The sequence below is a fragment of the Streptomyces solicamelliae genome, from assembly GCF_045348655.1.
Taxonomy (GTDB): Bacteria; Actinomycetota; Actinomycetes; order Streptomycetales; family Streptomycetaceae; genus Streptomyces; species Streptomyces solicamelliae.
This window is the reverse complement of record NZ_CP160404.1, coordinates 2,339,262-2,365,257: the sequence shown is the minus strand read 5'-3', so window position 1 is coordinate 2,365,257 and position 25,996 is coordinate 2,339,262. Positions and strand designations below refer to the sequence as shown.

Here is a 25,996-nt window from a genome sequence, read left to right as displayed (position 1 = left end):
CACATGAGCTTCGACGACGCGCACGCCGACCACCAGGACCCGCACGCCAACGACGCCGCCCCCTACTCCGGCGGCGACCCGTACGCCGACTACCGCTCCGGTGACTTCCCCTTCACCGAGCTGGTCGACCTGGCCGACCGCCGGCTCGGCGCCGGCGTCGTCGCCGCCAACGACGAGTTCTTCGCCGAGCGCGAGAACCTGCTCGTCCGCGAGCGGGCCGTCTTCGACCCGGAGCACTTCGGCCACAAGGGCAAGATCATGGACGGCTGGGAGACCCGCCGCCGCCGCGGCGCCGACGCCGAGAACGTCTTCCCCGCCCCCGAGGACCACGACTGGGCGATCGTCCGCCTCGGCGCCCCCGGCGTCATCCGCGGCATCGTCGTCGACACCGCCCACTTCCGCGGCAACTACCCGCAGAAGGTCAGCATCCAGGCCACCTCCGTCGAAGGCTCCCCGAGCCCGCAGCAGCTGCTCTCCGACGAGGTGAAGTGGGAGGAGCTCGTCCCGCCGACCCCCGTGCGCGGCCACGCCGCCAACGGCTTCGCGATCACCGCCGAGCGGCGCTACACCCACCTCCGCGTGTGCCAGCACCCCGACGGCGGCATCGCCCGCCTGCGCGTGCACGGCGAGGTCGTACCGGACCCCGAGTGGCTGGAGCTGCTCGGCACCCTCGACCTGATCGCCGTGCTCAACGGCGGCGCGTACGAGGACGCCTCGGACAAGTTCTACTCGTCGCCGACCCAGATCATCCTGCCCGGCACCTCCCGCAAGATGGACGACGGCTGGGAGAACCGCCGCCGCCGGGTCCGCGGCACCAACGACTGGGTGCGCTTCCGGCTCGCCGCGCAGGGCGCCGTCCGCGCGGTCGAGATCGACACCGCGTACCTCAAGGGCAACTCGGCCGGCTGGATCGCCCTGCAGGGCCGCAACGGCGAGTCCGGCGAATGGTTCGAGATCATCCCGCGGACCAGGCTGCAGCCCGACACCCTGCACCGCTTCAAGCTTCCCGCACAGGCCGTCGTCACCCACGTCCGCCTGGACGCCTTCCCCGACGGCGGCGTGGCCCGGATGCGGCTGCACGGCTCGCTCACCGACGAGGGCGCGGCCGACCTGCGCGCCCGCTACCAGCGGCTGAACGGCTGACCGGCCGACGACTCCCGCCCGGCGGCGCGGCGCGCACGAACGCCCGCGCCGCCGGGCGGGCCCAAGACCGGCGAAGGGGCACCTCCGTGGGGGAGGGTGCCCCTTCGCCGTCCCACGTCGCCTGCGGTTACTGCCCGGCGGCCCGGTCCGCCGCCTGCGCCTTCAGAGCCCGCTCGACGCCCGCGCGCGACTCCGTCACCAGTCGGCGCAGCGCCGGGGCCGGGTCGTTCGCCGCGATCCACGCGTCCGTCGCGTCCAGCGTCTCCTGCGAGACCTGCAGCGACGGGTAGAGCCCGACGACGATCTGCTGGATCATCTCGTGGCTGCGGGTCTCCGCCACGCCCTTGATCGACGCGAAGTACCGCTCCGTGTACGGGGCGAGCAGCTCACGCTGGTCGGTCTGCACGAAGCCGCCGATCACCGCCTCCTGCACGGCGTTGGCCAGCTTGTCGTCCTCGACGACCGACGCCCAGGCCTCCGCCTTCGCCGCTTCCGTCGGACGCCCGGCGCGCGCGGTGGCCGCGTGCCGCTCGCCCGCCGCCGTACGGTCCCGCTCCAGCTCGGCCGCGATCTCCGGCTCGTCGAACCGGCCGGTCGCCGCGAGCCGCTGCACGAACGCCCAGCGCAGCTCGGTGTCCACGACCAGGCCCTCGACGACCTCGCCGCCGTCGAGCAGACCCGCCAGCAGGTCCAGCTCCGCGTCCGTGCGCGCCGTGTCCGCGAACGCCCGCGCCCACGCCAGCTGGTGGTCGCTGCCGGGGGCCGCCGCCTTCAGGTGCTCCAGGGCCGCCTGCGTCCAGCGGGCCAGGCCCTCCGCCCGCCAGGCCGGGTCCGCGTACAGCTCGATCGCCAGCTTCACCTGGCGCTGCAGCGACTGCACCACGCCGATGTCGGACTCCTTGCCGATGCCGGAGAGCACCAGCTCCAGGTAGTCGCGGGTGGCCAGTTCGCCGTCGCGGGTCATGTCCCAGGCCGAGGCCCAGCACAGCGCACGCGGCAGGGACGCGGCGAAGTCGCCCAGGTGTGCGGTGACGTTCTTCAGCGAGACCTCGTCCAGACGGACCTTCGCGTACGACAGGTCGTCGTCGTTGAGCAGCACCACCGCCGGGCGGGCACGGCCCACCAGCTGCGGCACCTCGGTCAGTTCGGCGGCGGCGATGTCCAGCTCGATGCGGTCGGAGCGGACCAGCTTGCCGTCCCGCAGGTCGTACAGGCCGATCGCGATCCGGTGCGGACGCAGCACCGCCTCGCCCTTCGCGCCGGCCGGCAGCGCGGGGGCCTCCTGCCGCACGGCGAACGCGGTGATCGTGCCGTTCTCGTCGGTCTCGATCGCCGGGCGCAGGATGTTGATGCCGGCGGTCTCCAGCCACGCCTTCGACCAGGCCTTCAGGTCACGGCCGGAGGTCTCCTCCAGCGCGCCGAGCAGGTCGGACAGGCGGGTGTTGCCGAAGGCGTGGCGCTTGAAGTACGCCTGGACGCCGGTGAAGAACTCGTCCTGGCCGACGTACGCCACCAGCTGCTTCAGGACCGAGGCGCCCTTGGCGTACGTGATCCCGTCGAAGTTGACGAGCACGTCCTCCAGGTCGTTGATCTCGGCCATGATCGGATGGGTGGACGGCAGCTGGTCCTGCCGGTACGCCCAGGTCTTCTCCGCGTTGGCGAAGGTGGTCCAGGCGTTGGGCCAGCGGGTGCCCTCGACGGACGCCTGGCAGGCGACCGAGGTGAAGGTGGCGAACGACTCGTTCAGCCAGAGGTCGTTCCACCACTCCATGGTGACCAGGTCGCCGAACCACATGTGGGCCAGCTCGTGCAGGATGGTCTCGGCGCGGCGCTCGTACGCGGCGTCCGTCACCTTCGAGCGGAAGACGTACTGGTCGCGGATGGTCACCGCGCCCGCGTTCTCCATCGCGCCCGCGTTGAACTCCGGCACGAACAGCTGGTCGTACTTGGCGAACGGGTAGTCGTACGCGAACTTCTCCTGGAACCAGTCGAAGCCCTGGCGGGTCACGTCGAAGATGTGGTCCGCGTCGAGGAACTCGGCCAGCGAGGGGCGGCAGTAGATGCCGAGCGGGACGACCTGGCCGTCCTTGCCCTCGTACGTCGAGTGCACCGCGTGGTACGGGCCGACGATCAGCGCGGTGATGTACGTGGAGATGCGCGGCGTCGGCTCGAACTCCCAGACCCCGTCCTTCGGCTCCGGGGTCGGGCTGTTGGAGATGACGGTCCAGCCGGCCGGGGCCTTCACGGTGAACCGGAAGGTCGCCTTAAGGTCCGGCTGCTCGAACGAGGCGAAGACCCGGCGGGCGTCCGGCACCTCGAACTGCGTGTACAGGTACGCCTGGCCGTCGACCGGGTCGACGAAGCGGTGCAGGCCCTCGCCCGTGTTGGTGTACGCGCAGTCCGCGACGACCTTCAGCTCGTTGCGGCCCTGCTTCAGGTGCGGCAGGGCGATCCGGGAGTCCCGGAAGACGGCGGCGACGTCGAGGGCGTGCCCGTTCAGCACGGCCTCGTGCACGGCGGGGGCGACGAGATCGATGAAGCTCTCGGCGTTGGCCTCGGCGGAATCGAAGCGGACGGTGGTGACGGACCGGTAGGTGCCGCCCTCCTGCGCACCGGTGAGGTCCAGTTCGACCTCGTACGCGTCCACGGACAGCAGCTTCGCCCGCTGCTGCGCCTCTTCACGGGTCAGGTTCGTGCCAGGCACCCGGTCAACTCCTCAATTTCGTGACGTTTGGCCCATCCTTCCACGGGGTGCGTCACCTGCGCACGGCGCATTTCCAAGGCCCGTCGCCGCTGATCCGGAGGAGCCCGGGACCGGGCACGGGGGCGCTCACCCTGACCTCCCCGATCTCGTTCACCAGCAGCTCCTGGTCCTCCTCGTCGTACTCCGGGTAGGCGGGCGGGGTGTGCAGGTGGACGGTGAAGTTGGACTCGCCGCCGTGCAGGAAGTCCAGGACCCCGGCCGGCCCCTCGTAGATCACCAGATCGTGGGCATGGCCCTCGATGTGCCCGTCGAACCGCCGGGCGTGGGTCAGCGGCAGGACCCGCAGCGTCCAGGGCGTGTCGGCCTCCACGCGCAGGGTCAGCGGCCGGTCGCGGGGCGCCAGTGCGACGGTACGGGCGTGCACGTCGTCCTCGTAGGCCATGAGGAGATAGTCCTCGGCGCGGCCGTAGGCGTCGCAGGACTCGATGGTCGTCGAGATGGAGTGGTACGCCTCGACCTCCAGCAGCGCCCACCCCGGCGGGATCCCCGGATCACACCGCACGGTCTCCTTGCCCCGCCCCTGGTGCACGAAGGGCCGGAAGGAGACGGAGTAGGGGTCCCCGGGCCCGGCGGCGGCCGGGTACGCGTCGGGCGCCTGGTACGGGCCGGGCGGGGCCGGATGCGGGGCGGGGCCTGCCGGGGGCGGGTACCCGCCGGGGGCGGGCGGCTGGTGGTACGGGGCGGCCGGGACGGGCGGCGGGTACGGGGACGGGGCGGCGGGCTGGTACGGGCCGGGCTGAGCCGGGTACCCGGCGGGCGGAACGGGGCTGCCGGCCGGTTGCCCGGGGTGCCCGCCGTACTGGCCGGGAATCCCGGCCGGGTGCCCCGGGTACGCGCCGGGCCGGCCCGGGTACGCGGCAGGAGCCGGACCCGGGTACGGGGCGGGGGCCGGCGGGGGCACGTAGCCCGGGCCCGGGATCGGGGCGGGCGGGGGTTCCACCTCGATGCCGAAGTCCGTCGCGAGGCCGGCGAGGCCGGAGGCGTAGCCCTGGCCCACGGCGCGGAACTTCCAGCCGCCGGTCCGCCGGTAGAACTCGCCGAAGACGAACGCGGTCTCCGCCGCCGCGTCCCCGATCGCGAAGTACACCACCGGCTGCCCGGCCGGATCCGTCACCCGCACGTCCAGTCCGGGCACCTCCCCGAACGGTCCGCCGTCGGCCGAGGCGGCCACCACGACCCGTTCCACACCCGGCTCGATCCGGGCGAGATCCAGCCACAGCCAGTCCGCGACCACCGACCCGGGACCGCCCGGAGCGGACTTGCCCAGATGCCGCACGGCGCCGGACGGGTGGGTTCCGTGGTTGTAGAACACCAGGTCCGCATCCCCGCGCACCCGCCCGCTCGCGTCGAGGAGCAGCGCCGACACGTCCACGTCCGGCACCCCCGCCCCGCTCAGCCACGCCACCGCCACCTGGAGCGCCTGCGTGGGCACCGCGACGTTGGCGCCCTTCGGAATCTGGGTCATGACCGGATCCTTGCACCCGAAGCCCCGGCTTCGAACGCATTGTCCGAATCCCGCCGGTACGGGATGCGCGCCCGGCGGGAACGGCGAAGGGGCGGCCGCCCCGGAGGACGGCCGCCCCTTCGGGGCGCGTCAGGCGTTCTTCAGCTCCTGGGCCACCAGCTCCGCGATCTGGACCGCGTTCAGCGCCGCGCCCTTGCGGAGGTTGTCGTTGGAGAGGAAGAGCGCGAGGCCGTGGTCGACCGTCTCGTCGACGCGGATGCGGCCCACGTACGAGGCGTCCTTGCCGGCCGCCTGCAGCGGGGTCGGGATCTCGGAGAGCTCGACGCCCTCGGCGTCCTTGAGCAGCTCGTACGCGCGCTCGACGCTGATCGGACGGTCGAAGCGGGCGTTGACCTGCAGCGAGTGGCCGGAGTAGACCGGTACGCGCACACAGGTGCCGGAGACCTTCAGCTCGGGGATCTCCAGGATCTTGCGGGACTCGTTGCGGAGCTTCTGCTCCTCGTCGGTCTCGTGCGAGCCGTCGTCCACCAGGTTGCCGGCGAGCGGGAGCACGTTGAAGGCGATCGGGCGGCGGTAGACGCCGGGCTCCGGGAAGGCCACGGCCTCGCCGTCGTGGGTCAGCTCGGGGGCGCGCTCGGCGACGGCCTTGACCTGGCCGTCCAGCTCGGCGACGCCGGCCAGACCGGAGCCGGACACGGCCTGGTAGGTGGTGGCGACGAGCGCGGTCAGCCCGGCCTCCTGGTGGAGCGGCTTGAGGACCGGCATCGCGGCCATCGTGGTGCAGTTCGGGTTGGCGATGATGCCCTTCGGGCGGTCCTTGATCGCGTGCGGGTTGACCTCGGACACGACCAGCGGGACCTCGGGGTCGCGGCGCCAGGCGGAGGAGTTGTCGATCACGACCGCGCCCTGGGAGGCGACCTTCTCGGCGAGCGCCTTGGAGGTCGCGCCGCCGGCGGAGAACAGCACGATGTCCAGGCTGGTGTAGTCGGCGGTGGCGGCGTTCTCGACGACGACGCCGTCCAGGACGGTGCCGGCGGAGCGCGCGGAGGCGAAGAGACGCAGCTCCTCGACGGGGAACTTCCGCTCCGTGAGGATCTTGCGCATGACCGTGCCGACCTGACCGGTGGCTCCGACGATTCCGACCTTCACGGGGCTCTCCTCCGTACGTTTGTGCAGGGTGCTGCGTTCCATGATGCGTATCACCAGAGGCGGCTTGTCCAATCCTTTGTCCGAGGATCGGGACACGCGCTGGACACCGGCCGAGACGACGAAGGGGCGGACGCCGGTTCCGGCGCCCGCCCCCAGTGATCGTTCCGCGGTGTTACGGGGTGACCTTGCCGATCACCACGCTGCCGGCGCCCGCGACGGTGCCGCGCGCGTTCAGCAGCTTGACCTCGCCGAAGAACTGCCGGCCCTCGGGCGCCTCGCCGGAGACGAGGACCTCGGCGCCGACCTTCGCGCTGGCGCCGTTGGCCAGCGGGTAGGTCTTCGCCGCGTCGACCTGGACCTTGCCGAGCGACGCGGAGTAGTACACGTCCCGGTAGTCGTAGGTCGTGCCGCCCTCGGCCTGCACCGAGTAGCCGTCGATCACGATGGTGTACGTGCCCGCGGCGGGCTTCACCAGCGAGACCGACTCCTCCGAGTCGCCGTCCGCCGACTGGCCGACCTGCTTGCCGTTGAGCAGCACGGTCAGGTCGAGGTCGGCGGCCTTGTCGGAGGTGTTGCCGATGGCCACGTCGAGCCGCTCGACACCCTCACCGACGGTGACGGTCTTCGTCTGCTGCTCGTGGTGCTTGATGGTCGGGGTCTCGACCTTCGCCGAGCCGAGCGAGCCGCCCTGCAGGGTGCCCTCCAGACCGGCGAACTTGTTCGTGACCGTCCACTCGACCGCGGCCGGGGTGCCGATCTTCGCCTCGGCGACGTTCTGCACCGCCGGGTCGAAGTCCGCGCCCAGGACGGACACGTCCAGCTTGAACGGGTTGTCCAGGTCGGGCGAGGTACGGCGCGACTCGACCTCGATCTCCCAGACGCCCGGGGTCGGGTTCGCGTACGAACGCAGGTCCGGACGGCAGGTGTTGGCCGGGTTGTAGTGCGGGTAGCACGCGGTGGACGCGGTCGACTCGATGGCCACGCCGTACGGGTGGATCGCGATGAACCGGGTCTGGCTCTTCTCCTTCAGACCGCCGAGGGCGACCTCGAGGGTCTTCGCGCCCGCGGGGACCTTCACGAAGAAGGACTTGTGGCTGTTGCGCTGCACGGTGCCGGACAGGGAGCCCGCGAAGCCCGGGGCCGCGAGGTCCTTGGCGACCACGACGGTCGACAGGATCTGCTTGTCGACGCCCTCGGTGCGCTCGTCGTCCAGCTCCAGGATGGCGCTGTGCACGCCGGCGGTCTTCGGCGCGGCCTGGACCTTCACGGTGACCGGCTTGTTCAGCGGCAGCGTGATGTAGTCGTACGCGGTGGCCGCCTTGAAGGTGCCGTCGTTGTACTTCCAGTTCAGCTCGTGCCGCACGCCGTACGCCGGGCCGGAGGTCCGGGTGACGGTGACGTCGTACGTCTTCTTCTGGCCGACCTTGAGGCCGCCCTCGCGGTCGTACACGCCGGTGCCGGTGTGCGGGGCCGGGAAGATGACGGTGTCGACCGGGGCCTCGACCTTGTAGTCGTGGGCGGTCGCGCCGGCCTGGATGGACTCCCAGGCCTCGTTGATGTCGATCAGACCGGAGCCCTGCTCGTGCGCGGCGACGCCCGAGATCTTGTTCGCGGTCGAGGTGAGCGCGGTGCGCAGGGTCAGCGGGGTGAGCTCGACGCCCTTCTGCTTCGCGGCGGAGAGCAGCAGCGCGCTCGCGCCCGCGACCTGCGGGGAGGACATCGAGGTGCCGTTGAGCATCCCGTAGCCGGCGGGCAGGGTGTAGCCCGCCTCGGGCACGCCGGAGCCGGCCTGCCAGGTCGGGATGGTGTTCACGGCCGAGCCCGGACCGGTGATGGTCGGGGTGAAGCCGCCGTCCTCACGCGGGCCGCGCGAGGAGAAGGGGAACATGGCGTACTTCTTCTCCACGGCGGAGCCGTAGTTGGACGCCCACGTCGACTGGGAGATGGCCGCGCCGACCGAGAGGACCTTGTCGGCCAGACCGGGGTCGCCGATCGTGTTGATGCCCGGGCCGGAGTTGCCGGCCGAGATGACCAGCTGGACGCCGTGCTCGTCGATCAGCCGGGTGTACAGGCGGGCGCGGACGTTGTCGCCGTCGTTCTGCGCGGGCAGGCCGCCGATCGACATGTTGACGATGTCGACGCCGCGGTTGACGACGAGGTCCGTCATGCCCTCCATGAGGGCGGTGTTGGTGCAGCCGCCGGTCCAGGTGCAGGCGCGCGAGGAGACGAGCTTCGCGCCCGGGGCCGCGCCGTTCATCTTGCCGCCGAACAGACCCTTGGCGGCGGTGATGCCCGCGACGTGGGTGCCGTGCGAGGACTCGACGATGCCGATGTTGACGAAGTCGCGCTTCTGGCCGACCCAGGTGCCGCCCAGCGGGTCCATCGGGACGTCCTTGCGGATCTCCACGACGAACGGGGTGCGCTCGGCGACCTCGGTGTCCGGGTTGTCCGTGCCGAAGTACCCGATCTGGAAACCGTCCTTGTACGGCTTCATCGGCGCGTTGTCCGTGAAGTCGTTGTTCTGGTCGGTGTCCACGCGGACGGTGCCCGCGGCCGGGTCGTACAGCATGCCGAAGACGTCGGTGGTGTCGCCGTCGCGGTTGATGTCACCGGCCGGGTCGCCGCCCGCGGTGATCGCCTCGCTGAACCGGCTCCACTGGTACGCGCCCTCGGGCGCCTTCCAGCTCTGGCTCGCGGCGGTGAACTCCGGGCCGGAGACCGGGGTGATCTGCGCGCGCCAGGTGGCGTCGCCCTCGGTCAGCGGGTCGGTGGCGGTGACCCAGTCGACGATCTTGCGCTCGCCGGTGGTGGTCTGCTGCAGCGCCGGGTGCCCGAGGTCGACGCCGGAGTCGAGGATGCCGATGGTCACGCCGCGGCCGTCGGCCTTGGGGTGGTCCTGGACGAACTCGACCGCGCCGGTCTCGTGCGACGGGTTGTACGGGTTCTTGGCCGGCGTGCTCTTGCCCGGGGCCGGGTACGTCGTCGCGGTCGCGCCCGCGGCGGAGCCCTTGACGCCCGCGTCCGGGGCCGGGTCGTCCAGGACGATCTCCGCCTGGAGGTCGACGGCCTGGACGGAGGAGAGCTTGGTGGCCGCCTTGATGGCGGAGTCCGCCTTGGCGGTCGGCAGGGTGGCGCGGACGTAGCCGAGCTTGTCGTCCCGCTTGCCGACGGAGCCGCCGGGGACGGCGTCGAGCTGGCCGGCGACCTGCTCGGTCGCGCCCGGGGCGGTCGCCACGAGGATCGTGACGTTCTTCCGGCCCGCGGCCTCGGCCTCGTCGAGGCGCTGCGCGTCGGTGGCGCCGAGCTTGTCGGCGGCGTCGGAGGACTTGACCGGGGGAGTGGTCGCCGGGTCGTCGGCGGCCAGGACCGGAGCGGCACCGGCGGCGATCAGCGCGGTCACCAGGCCGGCGGCCGCGGCGACGCGGGCGGCCCGTCTGTGTCCGGGGGTCGAGCGCCCGGGTATGGAGCTCTGGGTTTCGGGGGTGGTCATTTACATCCCTGATTGGTGAAAGAAGAGGGTCCGGATTTCGGTACCGGATGACCGCTCAGCCTTTCGTAAACGACCAGGGTTTGTGGAGAGTTGTCGAGGGGCGGGATGTGCAAGTGGCGTACATCCGCCACGGGGGGACATACGCCACAGGAGATGAATCACCCTCAACCGGGGCGATTCGCAGGCCGGTTAGTTTTCCTTTGTACGAGCGTAGTGGCGCGAGGCCTTGGCCCGGTTGCCGCAGACCGCCATCGAGCACCAGCGCCGGGTGCCGTTTCGCGAGGTGTCGAAGAAGTGCAGGATGCACGCCTCGTGCGCGCAGCCGCGGATCCGGTCGGGCGCGGTCCGCAGCAGGTCGAGGTAGTTCCGCGCGGCGGTCCAGGCCGGCCCCCAGGCGGGGTCGCGGAACTCGGGCAGTTCCCCGGGGCCGTCGACGGTGAGGGTGGCGCGGATCCGGCCGTGGCCGAGGATCGCGTCCAGACGCTCGACGGCGGCGGGGTCGCCGGGCCGGTCGACCAGGCCCAGGAGGGCGTCGCGGGCCGCGAGGGTGTGCCGGAGCGTCGTGTCGTCGGCGGTGAAGCGGTCGTCGAGGCCGTTGGCCGCGAGCCAGACCGCGAGTCCGGCCGGATCGGTGAGCAGGTCCAGTCGCTCGCCCTCGTGCACCCACCGGGTGTTGAGCAGGTCCAGGGAGACGGGCTCGCCGGTGAGCGGTCGGGGGTCGGGGACGGTCATGGCGGACTCCCTGGGCGCTCCGTCGGCCTCATTGCTAACCCCTCAAGAGTACGTGACCGGTTGCGCACCTCTTGACTAACCTCTAAAGTCGAAGTGAGAGGTTAGCCCGGAGGGGGTTGGCCACGTCCGAGGGGACCGTCATGTCTGCGATCGGCACGCTGCGCACGGGGCACATCGGGATCAACGTCACCGACCTGGAGCGCTCGCTCGGCTTCTACCGGGACGTCCTCGGCTTCGAGGTGCTGGGCGAGGGCAAGGAGGAGGGGCGGCGCTTCGCCTTCCTCGGGCAGGGCGGCGCGCTCGCCGTCACGCTGTGGCAGCAGGCGGAGGGCGCGTACGACAAGGCCCGCGCGGGGCTGCACCACCTGGCCTTCGAGGTCGAGTCGATGGACCGGGTCCGGGCGGCGGAGGCCGCGCTGAAGGAGTTCGGCGTCACCTTCGCGTACGAGGGCGTCGTCCCCCACGCCGAGGGCGCGGCGAGCGGCGGCGTCTTCTTCCACGACCCCGACGGCATCCGCCTCGAGATCTACGCCCCGAAGGGCGCGGAGGGCGCGGAGGCCCCGAACACCACGGCCCCCACCTGCGGCTTCTTCTAGAAGCGCCGCACCACCCACTCGCCCGCAGAGAAAGGCGACCCATGGACCCCGTCAGCGCGTACCACCCAGGCTCCGTGGCCGTACAGGAGCGCCTCGGGGTCCGCGACCTCGCCGACCACGTGGGCCGCTCCATCGGCCCGACGATCAAACCCGTCGCCGCCGCGTTCCTGGAGCAGCAGCCCATGCTGCTCCTGGGCGCGGCCGCCCCGGACGGTCAGGTCTGGAGCGCCCTCCTCACCGGCGAACCGGGCTTCGTGAGCGCCACGGGCCGGGCCCGGATCGCGATCCGGAGCACCCCCGGCGAGGGTGACCCCCTCGCCGCCGCCCTGAACGGCACCGCCCCCGTCGGCACCCTCGCCCTGGACCCCCGCACCCGCCGCCGCATGCGCCTGAACGGCACGGCGCTCCCCGCCCCCGGCGGCCTCGCCGTCCACGCCGAGCAGGTCTTCGCCAACTGTCCGAAGTACCTCCAGAAGCGCGAGCTGTACGGCGCCGAGCCCGCCGCCCGCCCGGGCGCCGCGCGGCGCGGCCGGGCTCTCACCCCCGGCCAGGAGCGGTTCGTCCGTGCCGCGGACACGTTCTTCGTCGCGACCACCGCCCCGGACGGCGTGGACACCAGCCACCGCGGGGGCCATCCCGGCTTCGTCCGGGTGCACTCGCCGACCGAGCTGAGCTGGTCCGACTATCCGGGGAACGCGATGTTCCTCACCCTCGGCAACCTGGAGGCCGACGGCCGCGCCGGCCTGCTCTTCCTGGACTGGAACACCGGCGACACGCTCCAGCTCTCCGGGACCGCCCGCACCGCGTTCGGTCCGGAGGGCCGGACCACGTACCTTAGAATTCAACAAATTGTGGAAACGGAGGGGGCGAGTCCGCTGCGCTGGTCGGCGCCCGACTACTCGCCGGCCAACCCTCCCCTGGACGAAGGAGCCCGATGGCCGGAGTGACGCAGACGGCGGAGGCGCCCCCGGCGGTGGCGTCCCCCGCCAGGACCCCGGCCTCGGCCCCACCCCGTCCCCGCCCCCGCGTCGTCCTCGCCGGCACCGCGCTCAGCACCCTCGCGCTGCTGACCCTGGTCGCCCTCGGCACCGCGGTCCACCACCCGCTCCTGATACCGCCGCTCGCCGCGAGCATGGCGCTCGTCGCCGGCGCGCCCGACCTGCCGCTCTCCCAGCCCCGCTCGGTCGTCGTCGGCCAACTCCTCTCCGCGCTCACCGGCTTCGCCGTGCTCGCCGTCGCCGGACCGGGCCTGTGGAGCGCCGCGGTCGCCGGCGGGCTGGCGCTCGGCGCGATGATGCTGGCCCGCACCCCGCACTCGCCGGCCGCCGCCACCGCGGTGATCGTCGCGCTGCAGGACCCGCCGTTCTGGACCTTCACCGGCCTGCTCGCACTGGCCTGCGCGGTCCTCGTGGCCACCGGAGTCCTCGGCGGCCGCCTCACCGGCCGCCGCTACCCGGTCTACTGGTGAGCCCCGGGGGCTAACCTCGCCCCATGGTGCAGGAGTTGAGGGTGGCGTCCTACGCCGTGTGCGTGCACGACGAGCAGATCCTGCTGGCCCGCTGGGTCGCGCGGGACGGCGCCCGGCAGTGGACGCTGCCCGGCGGCGGCATGGACCACGGCGAGGACCCGCTCGACACCGTGGTGCGCGAGGTGGAGGAGGAAACCGGCCAACTCGTGGAGCCCGTACGGCTCCTCGGCGTCGACACCATCCGCCGCCGCTGGTCGCGCCGGTTCGGCGCGGACGCCGACTGGCAGGGCCTGCGCATCGTCTACGAGTGCCGGCTCACCGGCGGCACCCTGCGCAACGAGATCGGCGGCTCCACCGACCTGGCCGCCTGGTTCCCGCTCGCCGAGGTCGCCGGGCTCGACCGGGGGGAACTCGTCGACACGGGCCTCGCCCTGTGGCGCGAGCGCCCCGTCCTCGGGAGGCTTCCCCACAACGGCTGAAAGCCGCCCCACCCCCGGCACGTCGATCAACTGCCCACGGCCCGGCGGAGTCCTGCCCCACGACCACAGTCGACGAGCAGGGGAGCACCGCACATGTCCGTACGCACGGTCCGCCCGGTCCGCACCGCGATCGCGGCGGCGACGGTCGCCGCCGCCCTCACCGCCACCGTCCTGGTGCCCGCCACGGCGGCCACCGCCGCACCCGCGAAGCCGCGCCACGAAGCCACCCGGCAGGCACTGGACGCGGCCGTGGCCGCCGGGGTCCCCGGCGTCGTCGCCGGGGCCCGCGACGGCAGGACGGCCCCATGGACCGGCACGGCGGGCGAGCGCGGCGGCCGCGACCACTACCGGGTCGGCTCCATCACCAAGACCTTCGTCGCCACCGTCCTGCTCCAGCTCCAGGCCGAGGGCCGGCTCGACCTCGACGACCCGGTCGAGAAGCACCTGCCCGGCGTCGTGCGCGGCAACGGCCACGACGGCCGCAAGGTCACCGTCCGCCAACTGCTCAACCACACCAGCGGGATCTACAGCTACACCGAGGACCCCGGTCTGACGGCCAAGGTCTTCGGCCCGGGCTTCCTGGAGCACCGTTACGACACCTGGACACCCCGGCAGCTCGTCGCGGTCGCCATGACCCACGAGCCGGACTTCCCGCCCGGCACGTCCTGGCACTACTCCAACACCAACTTCGTCCTGGCCGGCATGGTGATCGAGAAGGTCACCGGCCGCCCGTACGGCAAGGAGATCGAGAGGCGCGTCCTCAAGCCGCTCAAGCTCCGCGCCACCAGCGTCCCCGGCACCACCCCGACTCTGCCCCGGCCCAGCAGCCGGGCGTACTCCACGCTCCAGGACGAAGCCGGTCCCGGCGCCAAGGTGTACGACGTCACCGAGCTCAACCCCAGCATGGCCGGCGCGGCGGGCGAGATGATCTCCGACTCGAACGACCTGCAGACCTTCTACCGCGCCCTGCTCAAGGGCCGGCTGCTGCCGCCCGCGGAGATGAAGGAGATGACGACCGCGGTCCCGGTCTCGCCGGACTTCCCCGACTTCGGCTACGGCCTCGGGCTCATGCGGCAGAAGCTCAGCTGCGGCAAGGAGGTCTGGGGACACGGCGGCGGCATCCACGGCTCCAACTCCCAGGCCCAGGCGACCCGGGACGGCGAGCACACGCTGGCAGCCAACTTCAACGCCGACTGGACGGGCGACGGCCAGACCGTCGTCGAGGCCGAGTTCTGCGGCACCGTCCCGAAGGCGGCCCCGAAGGATGCCCCGAAGGGCGCCCCGCAGCTGCGCTGACGCTCAGCGCGGCAGGACGACCACGTAGGCGGCCGGCTCCCGGTCCGTCGCGGCCATCAGCGCCGTACGGACCACGGTCGCCTGCTGCTCCAGGGAGTCACGCAGCTTGCGCGGGGTGAGATGGACGACGGTGATCCCGAGCCGTTCCAGCACCTCGCGCTTGCGCGTGTACTCGGTCCACAGCGCGTCGCCGTCGTCGAGCCGCGGCGAGCGGGTGTCCAGCTCGACGGCGACCGCCTGGTCCGGCCAGTACGCGTCGAGGCCGCCGAGGTGCGGGCCGCCCGGCAGCCGCAGGTCCACGTTCCACAGCGGGTCGGGCAGGGCGAAGGCGCGCACCATCTCGTACAGCCGGTCCTCCGCGACCGCCCGGCCCTCGGCCAGCAGCAGGTCCACCGCGTCCACCACATGCGGCCGGGACAGCAGCCGCGCACGACTCAACTCCCGTACCACCGCGCTCGGTTCGCAGTGGCCGCCGCGCACCGCCTCGGTGAGCAGCCGGCGCACCACGCCCGCGTCGGCGAGCCCGTCCACCGCGTCGGCGAGCGCCCGGGCGACGGGGGCGACCGGCACCCCGTCGAGCTGGACCGCCTCGGGCATGTCCGGCGTGCGCACCACCCGCACCAGCGCGGTGGACTTCAGCCGGCGGACCCGCGGCACCAGGACGTCGATCCGGTCGACGACCGCGGTCGGGGGCGCGGAGGAGAAGCCGTGCAGGGCCAGCGCGGCGAGCCCGGTGATCACCGCCTCGGTGCCCTGCGCGGGCACGGCCCCGCGGCGGCGCGTGTGGTGGAGGGCCTCCCGGACCCGGTCGTCACCGGAACGGGGGAGGGGGCGGGGGGAGATGGGGGCGTTGTGGTTCATGCGGGGGATCTTCCGCCGTCCGGCCCGTCAACTAACCGCTGTTACAAGTCCGTCGCTCAATCCGGACAAGGCCGTCCTAAAGTACGCACGTTCGACAGCCGAGGGGCGCGACTCCGTTCGAGTGACGCCGCGCCCCTCCGCGGTACGACGATCAGCCCGCCGCCGCGTCGCACTCCTGCGCCCGCAGCGCCCGCGCGAGGTCGTCCCGGGCCTCCAGGACCAGCCGGCGCAGCGCCGGGGCCGCGTCGGCGTGGGCGGCGAGCCAGGCGTCCGTCGCCGCCAGGGTCTCCGGGGAGTCCTGCAGCCCCGGGAACAGGCCCCGGACCACGTGCATGCCGATCTGGATCGACCGCTCCGCCCAGACCCGCTCGATCGCCTCGAAGTACCTCGGTGCGTACGGCGCGATCAGCGCGCGCTGCGAGGGCTGCACGAACCCGGCGATGGTCGCCTCCACCAGCGCGTTCGACAGCCGCTCCGACTCCACGACCGCCGCCCACGCCTGCGCCTTGACCGCCTCCGACGGCCGGGACGCCAGACAGCGCACCGAGTGCCGCTTGCCGGTCGCGGTGTCGTCGCGGGCCAGCTCCGCCCCGATCCGCGCCTCGTCCGCGCGGCCGTGCGCGGCCAGCGGGCCGAGCAGCGACCAGCGCAGCTCCTGGTCCACGTCGAGACCGTCGATCCGGGCGGCGCCGTCGAGCAGAGCCTCCAGGAACTGGAAGTCCGCCTCCTCGGACGCGGTCGCCGCGAAGAAGCGCGCCCAGGTCAACTGCTGCTCGCTGCCCGGCTCGGCGAGCCGCAGCTCGCGCAGCCCGCCCTCGGCGAGCAGCCGCCCGCCCTCCGCGCGCCACGCGGGGGCCGCGTAGTGCGTGACCGCCGCCTGGGCCCAGGCGTGCACCATCTGCAGCACGCCGATGTCGGTCTCGCGGCCGGCGAAGTCCAGCGCGATCGCGACGAAGTCCCGGGCCGGCATCAGCCCGTCGCGGGTCAGGTTCCACAGCGCCGACCAGCACAGGGCGCGGGCCAGGGGGTCGGTGATGCCGCCGAGGTGCGCGCGCAGGGTGGTCAGCGACGCCTCGTCGAAGCGGATCTTGCAGTACGTGAGGTCGTCGTCGTTGACCAGGACCAGGTCCGGCCGCTCGGCGCCCGTCAGTTCGGCCACCACCGTGCGCGGCCCAGTGACGTCCGCCTCGGCCCGGGCGTACCGCTCCAGCGCGCCCTCGGGCGTCAGCCGGTACAGGCCCACCGCGGCCCGGTGCGGGCGCAGCTCGTCCCCGTCCTGGAGGACGGCGAGCTCGGTGATCCGGCCCTCGGCGTCGTGGGTGACGGCCGGCGTCAGCGCGTTGACGCCGGAAGTCTGCAGCCAGGACTTCGCCCAGGCCCGCATGTCCCGGCCGGAGGTCTCCTCCAGCACGGTGAGCAGGTCCGCCAGGCGGGTGTTCCCGTACGCGTGCCGCTTGAAGTAGCGCCGCGCGCCGTCCAGGAAGGCGTCCCGGCCCGCGTAGGCCACGAGCTGCTTCAGCACCGCGGCGCCCTTGGCGTACGTGATGCCGTCGAAGTTCAGCTTGGCGTCCTCCAGATCACGGATGTCCGCCGTGATCGGGTGCGTGGACGGCAGCTGGTCGGCGCGGTACGCCCACGCCTTGCGGTTGTTGGCGAAGGTGACCCAGCTGTTGGTGAAGCGGGTGGCCTCGGCCAGCGAGAACGAGCCCATGAAGTCCGCGAAGGACTCCTTCAGCCACAGGTCGTCCCACCACACCATGGTGACCAGGTCGCCGAACCACATGTGGGCCATCTCGTGCAGGATCGTGTTGGCCCGGCGCTCGTAGGCGGCCTGCGTGACCTTGCCCCGGTAGACGTACTCCTCGCGGAAGGTGACCAGGCCCGGGTTCTCCATCGCGCCGAGGTTGTACTCGGGGACAAAGGCCTGGTCGTACTTCCCGAAGGGGTACGGGTAGTCGAAGTTGTCGTGGAAGAAGTCGAAGCCCTGCTTGGTGATCAGGAAGATGTCGTCCGCGTCGAAGTGCTTCGCGAGCCCCTTGCGGCACATCGCGCCCAGCGGGATCGTCAGGTCCCCGCGCGTGTACGTGTCCGTCACGTAGTGGTACGGCCCGGCGACCACGCAGGTGATGTACGAGGAGATCGGCGCCGTCTCCGCGAACCGCCACACCCCGTCGGCGCCCTGCTCGCCCGCCCCGTTCGACCAGACCGTCCAGCCCTCCGGCGCGGTCACCTCGAAGCGGTACGGGGCCTTCAGGTCGGGCTGCTCGAAGTCGGCGTACACCCGGCGGGCGTCGGCCGGCTCGTACTGGGTGTAGAGGTAGACCTCGCCGTCCTCCGGGTCGACGAAGCGGTGCAGGCCCTCGCCGGTCCGGCTGTACGCGCACTGCGCGTCCACCACCAGCACGTTGTCGTCCTGCAGGCCGTCGAGCGCGATCCGCGCGCCGTCGAAGACGACCGCCGGGTCCAGCTCCCGCCCGTTGAGGGTCACGGAGGTGACGGACGGGGCGATCAGATCGACGAAGGTCGCGTCGCCCGTCCCGGTGCGCCGGAAGCGGAGGGTGGTCACCGAACGGAAGGTGCGCACCTCCTCCGTGGACTCGCCGACCGCCGAGCGCAGGTCGAGGGCGACCTCGTACCCGTCGACGGCCACCAGTCCGGCCCGCTCGTGGGCCTCGTCGCGGGTCAGGTTCTCTCCGGGCACGGTCACTCCTTCGTGGCTCGTTGGACAGCAGTGATCCTGCCATGTGCGGCTGACGCCGGACACTCCGGGAATGTCGGCGCCGGACGGCGGCGTTTCCGCTGAACGCGTACGCAGATATCCCTTCGCGAGGAGTGACATGTCCGAGAGCAGGACCACCGCCGACTTCTGGTTCGACCCGCTGTGCCCGTGGGCGTGGATGACCTCGCGCTGGATGCTCGAGGTGGAGAAGGTCCGCCCGGTGGACGTGCGGTGGAAGGTGATGAGCCTGGCGGTCCTCAACGAGGACAAGCTGGACGAGCTGCCGGAGAGGTACCGCGAGCTGCTCGCCACGGCCTGGGGCCCGGTCCGCGTGGTCATAGCGGCCAAGGAGCTGCACGGCGACGAGTACGTCGGCAAGCTCTACACGGCGCTCGGCACCCGCTTCCACAACAACGGCGAGGCGGCGACGAGGGAGACCGTCGTCGCGGCCCTCGAGGACGTCGGCCTGCCGGCCGCGCTCGCCGACTACGCGGACCAGGACGTGTACGACACGCAGCTGCGCGCCTCCCACAAGGAGGGCATCGACAAGGTCGGCCAGGACGTCGGCACCCCGGTGATCGCGGTGCCCGGCGCGGACGGCGACGAGGTCGCCTTCTTCGGTCCGGTCGTCACCCCGACCCCGCGCGGCGAGGCTGCGGCGCGGCTGTGGGACGGCACGCTGCTCGTGGCGTCGACGCCCGGCTTCTACGAGATCAAGCGCACCCGCACGGCGGCCCCGAGCTTCGAGTAGCCACCCCTGTTCCGTACGGAAGAACCCCCGCGATTCCTGTCATCGCGGGGGTTCTTCTTTCATCCGCCCGCCCGGTGAAAGTTGAGAAGACGATCACGAGCAGGACGTCGGGGGAGGCGCGGGTCAGAACGAGATCAGCGGGACGGACGCCTTGGCGGCCAGGTAACGCCTGCTCACGTCCTGCCAGTTCACGACCTGCCACATGGCCTCGATGAAGTCCACCTTCTGGTTCTTGTACTGCAGGTAGAAGGCGTGCTCCCAGGCGTCGAAGACCAGGACCGGGACGGAGCCCTGGCCCACGTTGCCCTGGTGGTCGTAGACCTGCTCGACGATCAGCCGGCCGCTGATCGGCTCGTACGCGAGGACACCCCAGCCGGAGCCCTGGGTGGTCGCGGAGGCCTTGGTCAGCTGGGCCTTGAACGCGGCGAAGGAGCCGAAGGACTCGGTGATCGCGTCGGCGAGCTCGCCGACCCCGTCGGCGGCCAGCGGCTCGCCGCCGCCCCCGTCCTTCGGGCTGTCCATGTTGTTCCAGTAGATCGAGTGGAGGATGTGGCCGGAGAGGTGGAAGGCCAGGTTCTTCTCCAGGCCGTTGAGCGCGCCCCACTGCTCCTTGTCGCGGGCCTCCTCCAGCTGCTCCAGGGTGTCGTTCGCGCCCTTCACGTACGCCGCGTGGTGCTTGTCGTGGTGCAGCTCGATGATCTGCGGATTGATCACCGGCTCCAGCGCCGCGTAGTCGTACGGCAGCTCAGGAAGTGTGTAGATCGCCATGTGCCGAGCCCTCGCCCTCGCCTTTCGACTGCTTATTGCAACCTCTATGCAATTGCAGGCTATCAGCAGGTGGGCAAGAAGTGGATCAGCCCTTCGCCCTACGCCTCGGGGCCCGGTCCCGGGTGCCGGGTACGACGGAACCCCCGGCCGCGACGTGCGGACCGGGGGTTCCTCGGGTGTGAGGGCGCGTCAGGCGTCCTGGCGCACCGCGCCCCGCTTCTGCCGGACGATGCCGATGGCGGCGAGGACGAGGGTCATCGCGCCCGTGGCGTACAGCTGGATGCGGGTGCCCTCCTCACGGGCCATCAGGAAGAAGATGACCGCCATGCCGGCCAGCGCCACCCAGGTGAGGAAGGGGAAGGCCCACATCTTCACGACCAGCTTCTCCGGCGTCTCGCGCTCCAGACGGCGGCGCAGCTTCAGCTGCGAGGCCGCGATGAAGATCCAGACGACCAGGATCACGCCGCCGATCATGTTCAGCAGCCACGGGAAGATCGTGTCGGGGGACAGGTAGTTCAGGCCCACGCAGACGAAGCCGAAGAAGCAGGAGGCGAGCACGGCCAGGCGCGGCACGCCGCCGGAGACCTTGCCGAGCACCTTCGGGCCGAGGTTGCGCTGGACCAGCGAGAAGGCGATGCGCGAGGAGCCGTAGATGTTGGCGTTCATCGCGGACAGCAGGGCGATCAGCACGACGACGTTCATGATCTGGCCGGCGGCCGGGATGCCCAGCTGGTCCAGGGCGGCGACGTACGGGCCCTTCTCCGTGACGGCCTTGTCGTTCCACGGGACGAGGGTCACGATCACGGCCATCGAGCCGATGTAGAACAGCGCGATCCGCCACATCGCCGTGCGCACGGCCTTCGCGACGCCCTTGACCGGGTTCTCCGACTCGGCGGCGGCGATGGTCACGGTCTCCATGCCGCCGTACGAGAACACCGAGGCGAGCAGACCGATGACCAGGCCCTCGCTGCCGTTCGGCAGCAGACCGCCCGCGCCGAAGAGGTTCGACGTGCCGGGGGAGTCGGTGCCGGGCAGCAGGCCCAGGACGGCGAGCACGCCGAGACCGAGGAAGAGGGTGATGGCGCCGACCTTCAGGGCGGCGAACCAGAACTCGAACTCGCCGAAGTTCTTCACGGCCGCCAGGTTGGCGCCGCAGAAGATCAGCATGAACAGCGCGACCCAGGCCCACTCCGGGGTGCCGGGCAGCCAGCCGGTGACGATCTTCGCCGCGCCGATGCCCTCCAGGCCGACGGCGACGCTGAGCAGCACCCAGAACGACCAGCCGGCGGTGAAGCCCGCCCACGAGCCGAAGGCGCGCTCGGCGTGCGAGGAGAAGGAGCCGGAGGACGGGTACGCGGCCGACATCTCGCCCAGCATCCGCATCACCAGCATGACCAGCAGGCCGGAGAGCGTGTACGCGAGGACGATGGAGGGGCCGGCGGCGGCGATGCCGGCGCCGGAGCCGACGAAGAGGCCGGCGCCGATGACGCCGCCGAGGGCGATCATCGAGAGGTGGCGCTGCTTGAGGCCGTGCGAGAGAACCGTCGTGCCGTCGTCCTTGCGGTCGACGGGCGCGGGCGCTGTGGTCCGGGACATGAACCTGCCCTGTTCGGGGAGGAGGCGGGGGACGCCACAGTCTGTGGGCGTGTACCGCTCACAGGGAACGGATGTCCGCTATACGGGCACGACCTTCACGCAACGTGAAGATCTCGTGTTGTTCTGTACGCGCCGGTAGCCCCGCATCCGCCGAAACCGGCTCATCTAGCCCCGGCGGTCCCGGAGTTCCCTCGCGCCGGCCGCCAGCAGCACCGCGCCGGTCGCCGCGGCCGACCACAGCACCTGCGGGCGCGTGGCGTCGTCGGTCAGCATCAGCACCAGGACGGCGCCGATCGCGACCAGGGCCGTCCAACTCAGCCACGGGAAGCCCCACATCCTCAGCGTCAGCTTCTCCGGCGCCTCGCGCTCGATGCGGCGGCGCAGCCTCAGCTGCGAGACCGCGATCAGGCCCCAGACGAAGAGCAGGACCGCGCCCACGGCGTTGAGGAGGTAGAGGAAGACGGTGTCCGGCCACATGAGGTTGAGCAGCACGGAGACGAACCCGAAGGCCACCGATGCCAGCACCGCCCGCCGCGGCACCCCGCCCCCGCTCCCGGTTGCGTCCGAGCGGGAGGACCCCCCTCCGGAGATCTTCAGCAGCCCCTTCGGGGCCTCCCCGCGCTCGGCCAGCGAGAAGATCATCCGCGAGGACCCGTAGAGGTTCGCGTTGAGCGCCGAGAGCAGCGCCACGAACACCACCACGTTCATCAGCTGCCCGGCCGCCGGGATCCCGATGGCGTCGAGCACCGCCACGTACGGCGACTCGCCCGGCTTCATCGACGTCCACGGCAGCAGCGTCACGATCACCAGCATCGAGCCGACGTAGAAGAAGAGGATGCGCCAGACCGCGCTGCGCACCGCGCGGGCCACATTGCGCGCCGGGTCCTCCGACTCGGCCGCCGCGATGGTGACGACCTCCAGACCGCCGAAGGCGAACACCACGGCGAGCACGCCGGAGACCACGCCCTCCCAGCCGTTCGGCAGGAAGCCGCCCTGCCCGGTCAGATTCGCCAGACCCACCGCGTCCGTGTCCGGCAGCCGGCCGAGGATCGCCAGGGTTCCGAGGGCCAGGAACAGTACGATCGCGCCGACCTTGAGCGCCGCGAACCAGAACTCGAACTCGCCGAAGTTCTTCACCGCCGCCAGATTGGCCCCGGTGAACACCAGCATGAAGATCAGCACCCAGGCCCACTGCGGCACCCCGGGCGCCCAGCCGTTGGCGATCCGCGCCGCGCCCGTCGCCTCCACCGCGAGGACCACGACCAGCAGGAACCAGTACAGCCAGCCCACCGAGAACCCGGCCCAGCGGCCCAGCGCCCGCTCCGCGTGCACGGAGAACGCGCCGGAGGCCGGCATGGCCGCCGACATCTCGCCGAGCATCCGCATCACCAGCATCGCCAGCGCGCCGGCGATCAGATACGAGAGCACGATGCCCGGCCCGGCGACCGCGATGCCCGCGCCCGAGCCCACGAACAGGCCCGCGCCGATCACCCCGCCCAGGCCCAGCATCGTCAGATGACGCTGCTTCAGCCCGTGGGAGAGCGGCTCCGGTTCGGTGGCCAGGGGGGACGGCGGTGCGTCGTGCATGTGCGGGCTCGTGCTCTCGGGAGGCGCTCGGAGATCGTCCGGCGGTTTATGGAGACTCCACAGTCTCTCCGGTCGGCCACCTGTGGCGCAAAAAGGACCTCGCGCGGGGACTCCCAAGTGACAAGCGTCACGCGGCCCGAGGCATGATCGAGCGCCTTTGTTCGATCTCCACCAAGCGCTCGGCCCGCGCTTTGTCGGCGGCTGACCGTGATCGCGCGCTCACCGCTCGACTACGGTCGAGCTGCCCGACCGACCCCTCACCTCGCGGAGTACCGATGAGCACCGCCGCCGCCCCCGTCCGTTCCCTCCGCCCCGGCCAGGTCCTCGCCGACCTGCTCCCGGCGGCGGGGCTCGCCCGCGACGCCGTACTGGTCGCCGGCGGCGCCGTACTCACCGGCCTGGCCGCCCAGCTCTCCGTACCGGTCCCCGGCTCGCCGGTCCCGGTCTCCGGGCAGACCTTCGCCGCCCTGCTCGTCGGCACCGCGTTCGGCGCCCGGCTGGGCTTCCTCTCCCTCGGCCTGTACGCCGTCGCCGGCATGGCGGGCGTGCCGTGGTTCGCCGAGGGCGCCTCGGGCTGGTCGATGCCGTCCTTCGGCTACGTCCTCGGCATGATGCTGGCCGCCACCGTCGTCGGAGCCCTGGCCCGCCGCGGCGCGGACCGCTCGGTGCTGCGCACGGCCGGCGTGATGGCACTCGGCTCGGCCGTGATCTACGCGGTGGGCGTGCCGTACCTGGCCCTGGCCACCGGCATGTCGTTCTCCCAGGCCGTCGCCGCGGGCCTCACCCCGTTCCTGATCGGCGACGCGCTCAAGGCCGCGCTCGCCATGGGCCTGCTGCCCGCCGCCTGGAAGCTGGTCGGCCGCAAGGGCTGACACCCGCGGGCAGACGAAGAAGCTCTCCGTTCCGCAGGGGGTCGCCCTGGGAACGGAGAGCTTTCCGCTGTCCGGGATCAGTCCTCGGTGACCGGCTCCGGGGTCTTGCCGAGGCGGTCGCGGACCAGGGAGATCGCCACCACGAGGCCCGCCACGAGGAGCGACAGCACGACCTGCTCACGGGCCGAGCCGCCGTTCCAGAGCATGTAGCCCAGGACGAAGACGATCATCGCGATGGTCGCCCAGGTCAGGTACGGGAAGAGCCACATCTTGACGAGCAGCTTCTCCGGGGCCTCGCGCAGGATGATCTTCCGCATGCGCAGCTGCGAGAAGCAGATGACCAGCCAGACGAAGAGCGCGATGGCGCCGGACGCGTTCAGCAGGAAGGCGAACACGGTGTCGGGCCACTTGTAGTTGAAGAACACGGCGACGAAGCCGAAGATCACCGAGCCGATGATCGCGGCCTGCGGCACGCCCTTCGCGTTGACCTTGGCGAACGCCTTCGGCGCGTCACCGCGGCGGCCCAGCGAGTAGGCCATGCGGGAGGCGGTGTACAGGCCGGAGTTCAGGCAGGACAGCACGGCGGTCAGGATGATCACGTTCATGATCTGGCCGGCGTGCGGGATGCCGATCGAGTCGAGCGCGGCGACGTACGAGCCGTCCTCCTGCAGCTTCGGGTCGTTCCACGGCAGCAGCGAGACCACGACCAGGATCGAGCCCAGGTAGAAGATGCCGACGCGCCAGATCACGCTGTTGGTGGCCTTGGCGACGGCGCGCCGCGGGTCCGAGGACTCGCCGGCGGCGAGGGTGACGATCTCGCTGCCCATGAAGGAGAAGACGACCATCAGGATGCCGGTGAGGATCGCCCCGTAGCCGTTGGGCAGGAAGCCGCCGTGCTCGGTGAGGTTGCTCAGACCGGCCTGCGCGGTGTCCGCGCCCGGCAGCACGCCGAAGATCGCGAGCCCGCCGACGATGATGAAGGCGGCGATGGCGACGACCTTGATGCCGGCGAACCAGAACTCGAACTCGCCGTAGGAGGCGACCGATCCGAGGTTGGTGGCGGTCAGCACGACCATCACGATCAGGGCCCAGGCCCACTGCGGGACGGCCGGGAGCCAGCCGTTGAGGATGTCCGCGCCCATGGTCGCCTCGACGGCGAGCACGACGACCCAGAAGAACCAGTACAGCCAGCCGATGGAGAAGCCGGCCCAGCGTCCGAGCGCCCGGTCGGCGTGGGCCGAGAAGGAGCCGGAGGTGGGGTTGGCCACGGACATCTCGCCGAGCATCCGCATGACGAAGACGACCATCGCGCCGACCAGCGCGTAGGAGAGCAGGATGCCGGGGCCGGCGGCCTTGATGCCGGCCGCGGAGCCGCCGAAGAGTCCGGCGCCGATGACGCCGCCGATGGCGATCATCGAAAGATGGCGGTTCTTGAGACCGGCCTTGAGACCGTCGGAGTGCTGGGAATCACCGGTGGTTCCGGTGTTACCGCCTTCCTTCGTAAGGGTCGGTTGCGTGTTCATGGACGCATTCCTTGCTTTGAGGGGAGGGCTCGGATCGCGAGCCCGAGTATGGAACACCGAGTTCGGGGAATTCCGGAAGGGCCGACTCCGGATCGTTACCGGAGTCACAGTGCCGCGGCGTGCGGCGCCGACCGGCCCCGACCCCGCTGACCGCTACCCCGGTCCCGCCGTGCCACACTCGGAACATGCGCGTCTACCTCGGCTCCGACCATGCCGGCTACGAACTCAAGAACCACCTCGTCGAGTGGCTGAAGGCCCATGGCCACGAGGCCGTCGACTGCGGTCCCCACATCTACGACGCCCAGGACGACTACCCGCCGTTCTGCCTGCGCGCCGCCGAGAAGACGGCCGCGGACGAGGGCAGCCTCGGCATCGTCATCGGCGGCTCCGGCAACGGCGAGCAGATCGCCGCGAACAAGGTGAAGGGGGTCCGCGCCGCCCTCGCCTGGAGCGAGCAGACCGCCGCGCTGGGCCGCGAGCACAACAACGCCAACGTGGTCGCGGTCGGCGCCCGCATGCACTCCGAGGAAGAGGCGACCAAGTTCGTCGAGATCTTCCTCAGCACCCCCTACTCGGGTGACGAGCGCCACACCCGCCGCATCGACATGCTGTCGGCCTACGAGACCGAGGGCGTCATGCCCCCGATCCCGGCCCACCACCCGCAGCAGGGCTGAACCCCACCCGTGCCGCCGGACCGGGTCCGGCGGCACGGCCGTGCCGTCCTTCATCCAGGCAGG

General features: G+C 71.6%; 20 protein-coding genes. 9 read left to right on the top strand and 11 right to left on the bottom strand.

Annotated elements, in window-relative coordinates:
- The first annotated feature begins 3 nt into the window (after positions 1-3).
- Positions 4-1,143: an allantoicase gene (gene alc / locus ABZO31_RS10920; protein WP_406860934.1), complete on the top strand. Its 1,140-nt coding sequence runs from the start codon at positions 4-6 to the stop codon at positions 1,141-1,143.
- A gap of 127 nt (positions 1,144-1,270) precedes the next feature.
- On the opposite strand, the gene pepN (ABZO31_RS10915) is transcribed toward alc, so the two are convergent.
- From pepN (ABZO31_RS10915) to ABZO31_RS10895, 5 genes are all read right to left on the bottom strand, one after another.
- Positions 1,271-3,847, bottom strand: coding sequence for an aminopeptidase N (gene pepN, locus ABZO31_RS10915; protein ID WP_406860932.1), 2,577 nt, complete (start codon positions 3,845-3,847; stop codon positions 1,271-1,273).
- 52 nt (positions 3,848-3,899) lie between these two features.
- The gene (locus ABZO31_RS10910; protein ID WP_406860931.1) at positions 3,900-5,372 is read right to left on the bottom strand and encodes a TerD family protein; all 1,473 of its coding nucleotides are present in this window, start codon (positions 5,370-5,372) and stop codon (positions 3,900-3,902) included.
- 129 nt (positions 5,373-5,501) lie between these two features.
- Positions 5,502-6,521 (bottom strand): aspartate-semialdehyde dehydrogenase, encoded by a 1,020-nt coding sequence (locus ABZO31_RS10905; protein WP_406865316.1) that lies wholly within the window; start codon positions 6,519-6,521, stop codon positions 5,502-5,504.
- A 172-nt stretch (positions 6,522-6,693) separates the two neighbouring features.
- Positions 6,694-10,011: a S8 family serine peptidase gene (locus tag ABZO31_RS10900; protein ID WP_406860930.1), complete on the bottom strand. Its 3,318-nt coding sequence runs from the start codon at positions 10,009-10,011 to the stop codon at positions 6,694-6,696.
- Between the two features lie 189 nt (positions 10,012-10,200).
- Entirely contained in the window at positions 10,201-10,743 is a 543-nt protein-coding gene (locus tag ABZO31_RS10895) for a CGNR zinc finger domain-containing protein (RefSeq protein ID WP_406860929.1), read from the bottom strand.
- A 140-nt stretch (positions 10,744-10,883) separates the two neighbouring features.
- Here ABZO31_RS10895 and ABZO31_RS10890 point away from each other — a divergent pair, with 140 nt between their 5' ends.
- From ABZO31_RS10890 to ABZO31_RS10870, 5 genes are all read left to right on the top strand, one after another.
- Positions 10,884-11,339 carry a VOC family protein gene (locus ABZO31_RS10890; protein ID WP_406860928.1) on the top strand — a complete coding sequence of 152 codons (456 nt, stop codon included), beginning with the start codon at positions 10,884-10,886 and terminating at the stop codon, positions 11,337-11,339.
- 41 nt (positions 11,340-11,380) lie between these two features.
- A complete protein-coding gene (locus tag ABZO31_RS10885) occupies positions 11,381-12,286 on the top strand; it encodes a pyridoxamine 5'-phosphate oxidase family protein (protein WP_406860927.1) in 906 nt (301 codons plus the stop codon).
- Complete coding sequence (locus tag ABZO31_RS10880; protein ID WP_406860926.1) at positions 12,274-12,807, top strand: HPP family protein; 534 nt, start codon at positions 12,274-12,276, stop codon at positions 12,805-12,807. The genes ABZO31_RS10885 and ABZO31_RS10880 overlap by 13 nt, the downstream gene beginning before the upstream one ends.
- A 23-nt stretch (positions 12,808-12,830) precedes the next feature.
- Positions 12,831-13,286: an NUDIX hydrolase gene (locus ABZO31_RS10875; RefSeq protein ID WP_406860925.1), complete on the top strand. Its 456-nt coding sequence runs from the start codon at positions 12,831-12,833 to the stop codon at positions 13,284-13,286.
- A gap of 93 nt (positions 13,287-13,379) precedes the next feature.
- Positions 13,380-14,582: a serine hydrolase domain-containing protein gene (locus ABZO31_RS10870; RefSeq protein WP_406860924.1), complete on the top strand. Its 1,203-nt coding sequence runs from the start codon at positions 13,380-13,382 to the stop codon at positions 14,580-14,582.
- 3 nt (positions 14,583-14,585) lie between these two features.
- Here the strand turns inward: ABZO31_RS10870 and ABZO31_RS10865 are convergent, their stop codons facing one another.
- Entirely contained in the window at positions 14,586-15,443 is an 858-nt protein-coding gene (locus ABZO31_RS10865; RefSeq protein WP_406860923.1) for a hypothetical protein, read from the bottom strand.
- A gap of 151 nt (positions 15,444-15,594) precedes the next feature.
- The gene (gene pepN / locus ABZO31_RS10860; protein ID WP_406860922.1) at positions 15,595-18,144 is read right to left on the bottom strand and encodes an aminopeptidase N; all 2,550 of its coding nucleotides are present in this window, start codon (positions 18,142-18,144) and stop codon (positions 15,595-15,597) included.
- Positions 18,145-18,280: 136 nt separating this feature from the next.
- Here pepN (ABZO31_RS10860) and ABZO31_RS10855 point away from each other — a divergent pair, with 136 nt between their 5' ends.
- Complete coding sequence (locus tag ABZO31_RS10855) at positions 18,281-18,913, top strand: DsbA family protein (RefSeq protein WP_406860921.1); 633 nt, start codon at positions 18,281-18,283, stop codon at positions 18,911-18,913.
- 123 nt (positions 18,914-19,036) lie between these two features.
- On the opposite strand, the gene ABZO31_RS10850 is transcribed toward ABZO31_RS10855, so the two are convergent.
- From ABZO31_RS10850 to ABZO31_RS10840, 3 genes are all read right to left on the bottom strand, one after another.
- Entirely contained in the window at positions 19,037-19,681 is a 645-nt protein-coding gene (locus tag ABZO31_RS10850; RefSeq protein ID WP_406860920.1) for a superoxide dismutase, read from the bottom strand.
- Between the two features lie 189 nt (positions 19,682-19,870).
- Complete coding sequence (locus ABZO31_RS10845; protein WP_406860919.1) at positions 19,871-21,277, bottom strand: amino acid permease; 1,407 nt, start codon at positions 21,275-21,277, stop codon at positions 19,871-19,873.
- Positions 21,278-21,442: 165 nt separating this feature from the next.
- Positions 21,443-22,864, bottom strand: coding sequence for an amino acid permease (locus tag ABZO31_RS10840; protein WP_406860918.1), 1,422 nt, complete (start codon positions 22,862-22,864; stop codon positions 21,443-21,445).
- A gap of 275 nt (positions 22,865-23,139) precedes the next feature.
- On the opposite strand from ABZO31_RS10840, the gene ABZO31_RS10835 reads away from it, so the two are divergent.
- Positions 23,140-23,736, top strand: coding sequence for a biotin transporter BioY (locus ABZO31_RS10835; protein ID WP_406860917.1), 597 nt, complete (start codon positions 23,140-23,142; stop codon positions 23,734-23,736).
- Between the two features lie 77 nt (positions 23,737-23,813).
- On the opposite strand, the gene ABZO31_RS10830 is transcribed toward ABZO31_RS10835, so the two are convergent.
- Positions 23,814-25,259, bottom strand: a complete 1,446-nt coding sequence (locus tag ABZO31_RS10830; RefSeq protein ID WP_406860916.1) for an amino acid permease — start codon at positions 25,257-25,259, stop codon at positions 23,814-23,816.
- Between the two features lie 185 nt (positions 25,260-25,444).
- Here ABZO31_RS10830 and ABZO31_RS10825 point away from each other — a divergent pair, with 185 nt between their 5' ends.
- Positions 25,445-25,933 carry a ribose-5-phosphate isomerase gene (locus ABZO31_RS10825; protein ID WP_406860915.1) on the top strand — a complete coding sequence of 163 codons (489 nt, stop codon included), beginning with the start codon at positions 25,445-25,447 and terminating at the stop codon, positions 25,931-25,933.
- Positions 25,934-25,996 lie beyond the last annotated feature (63 nt).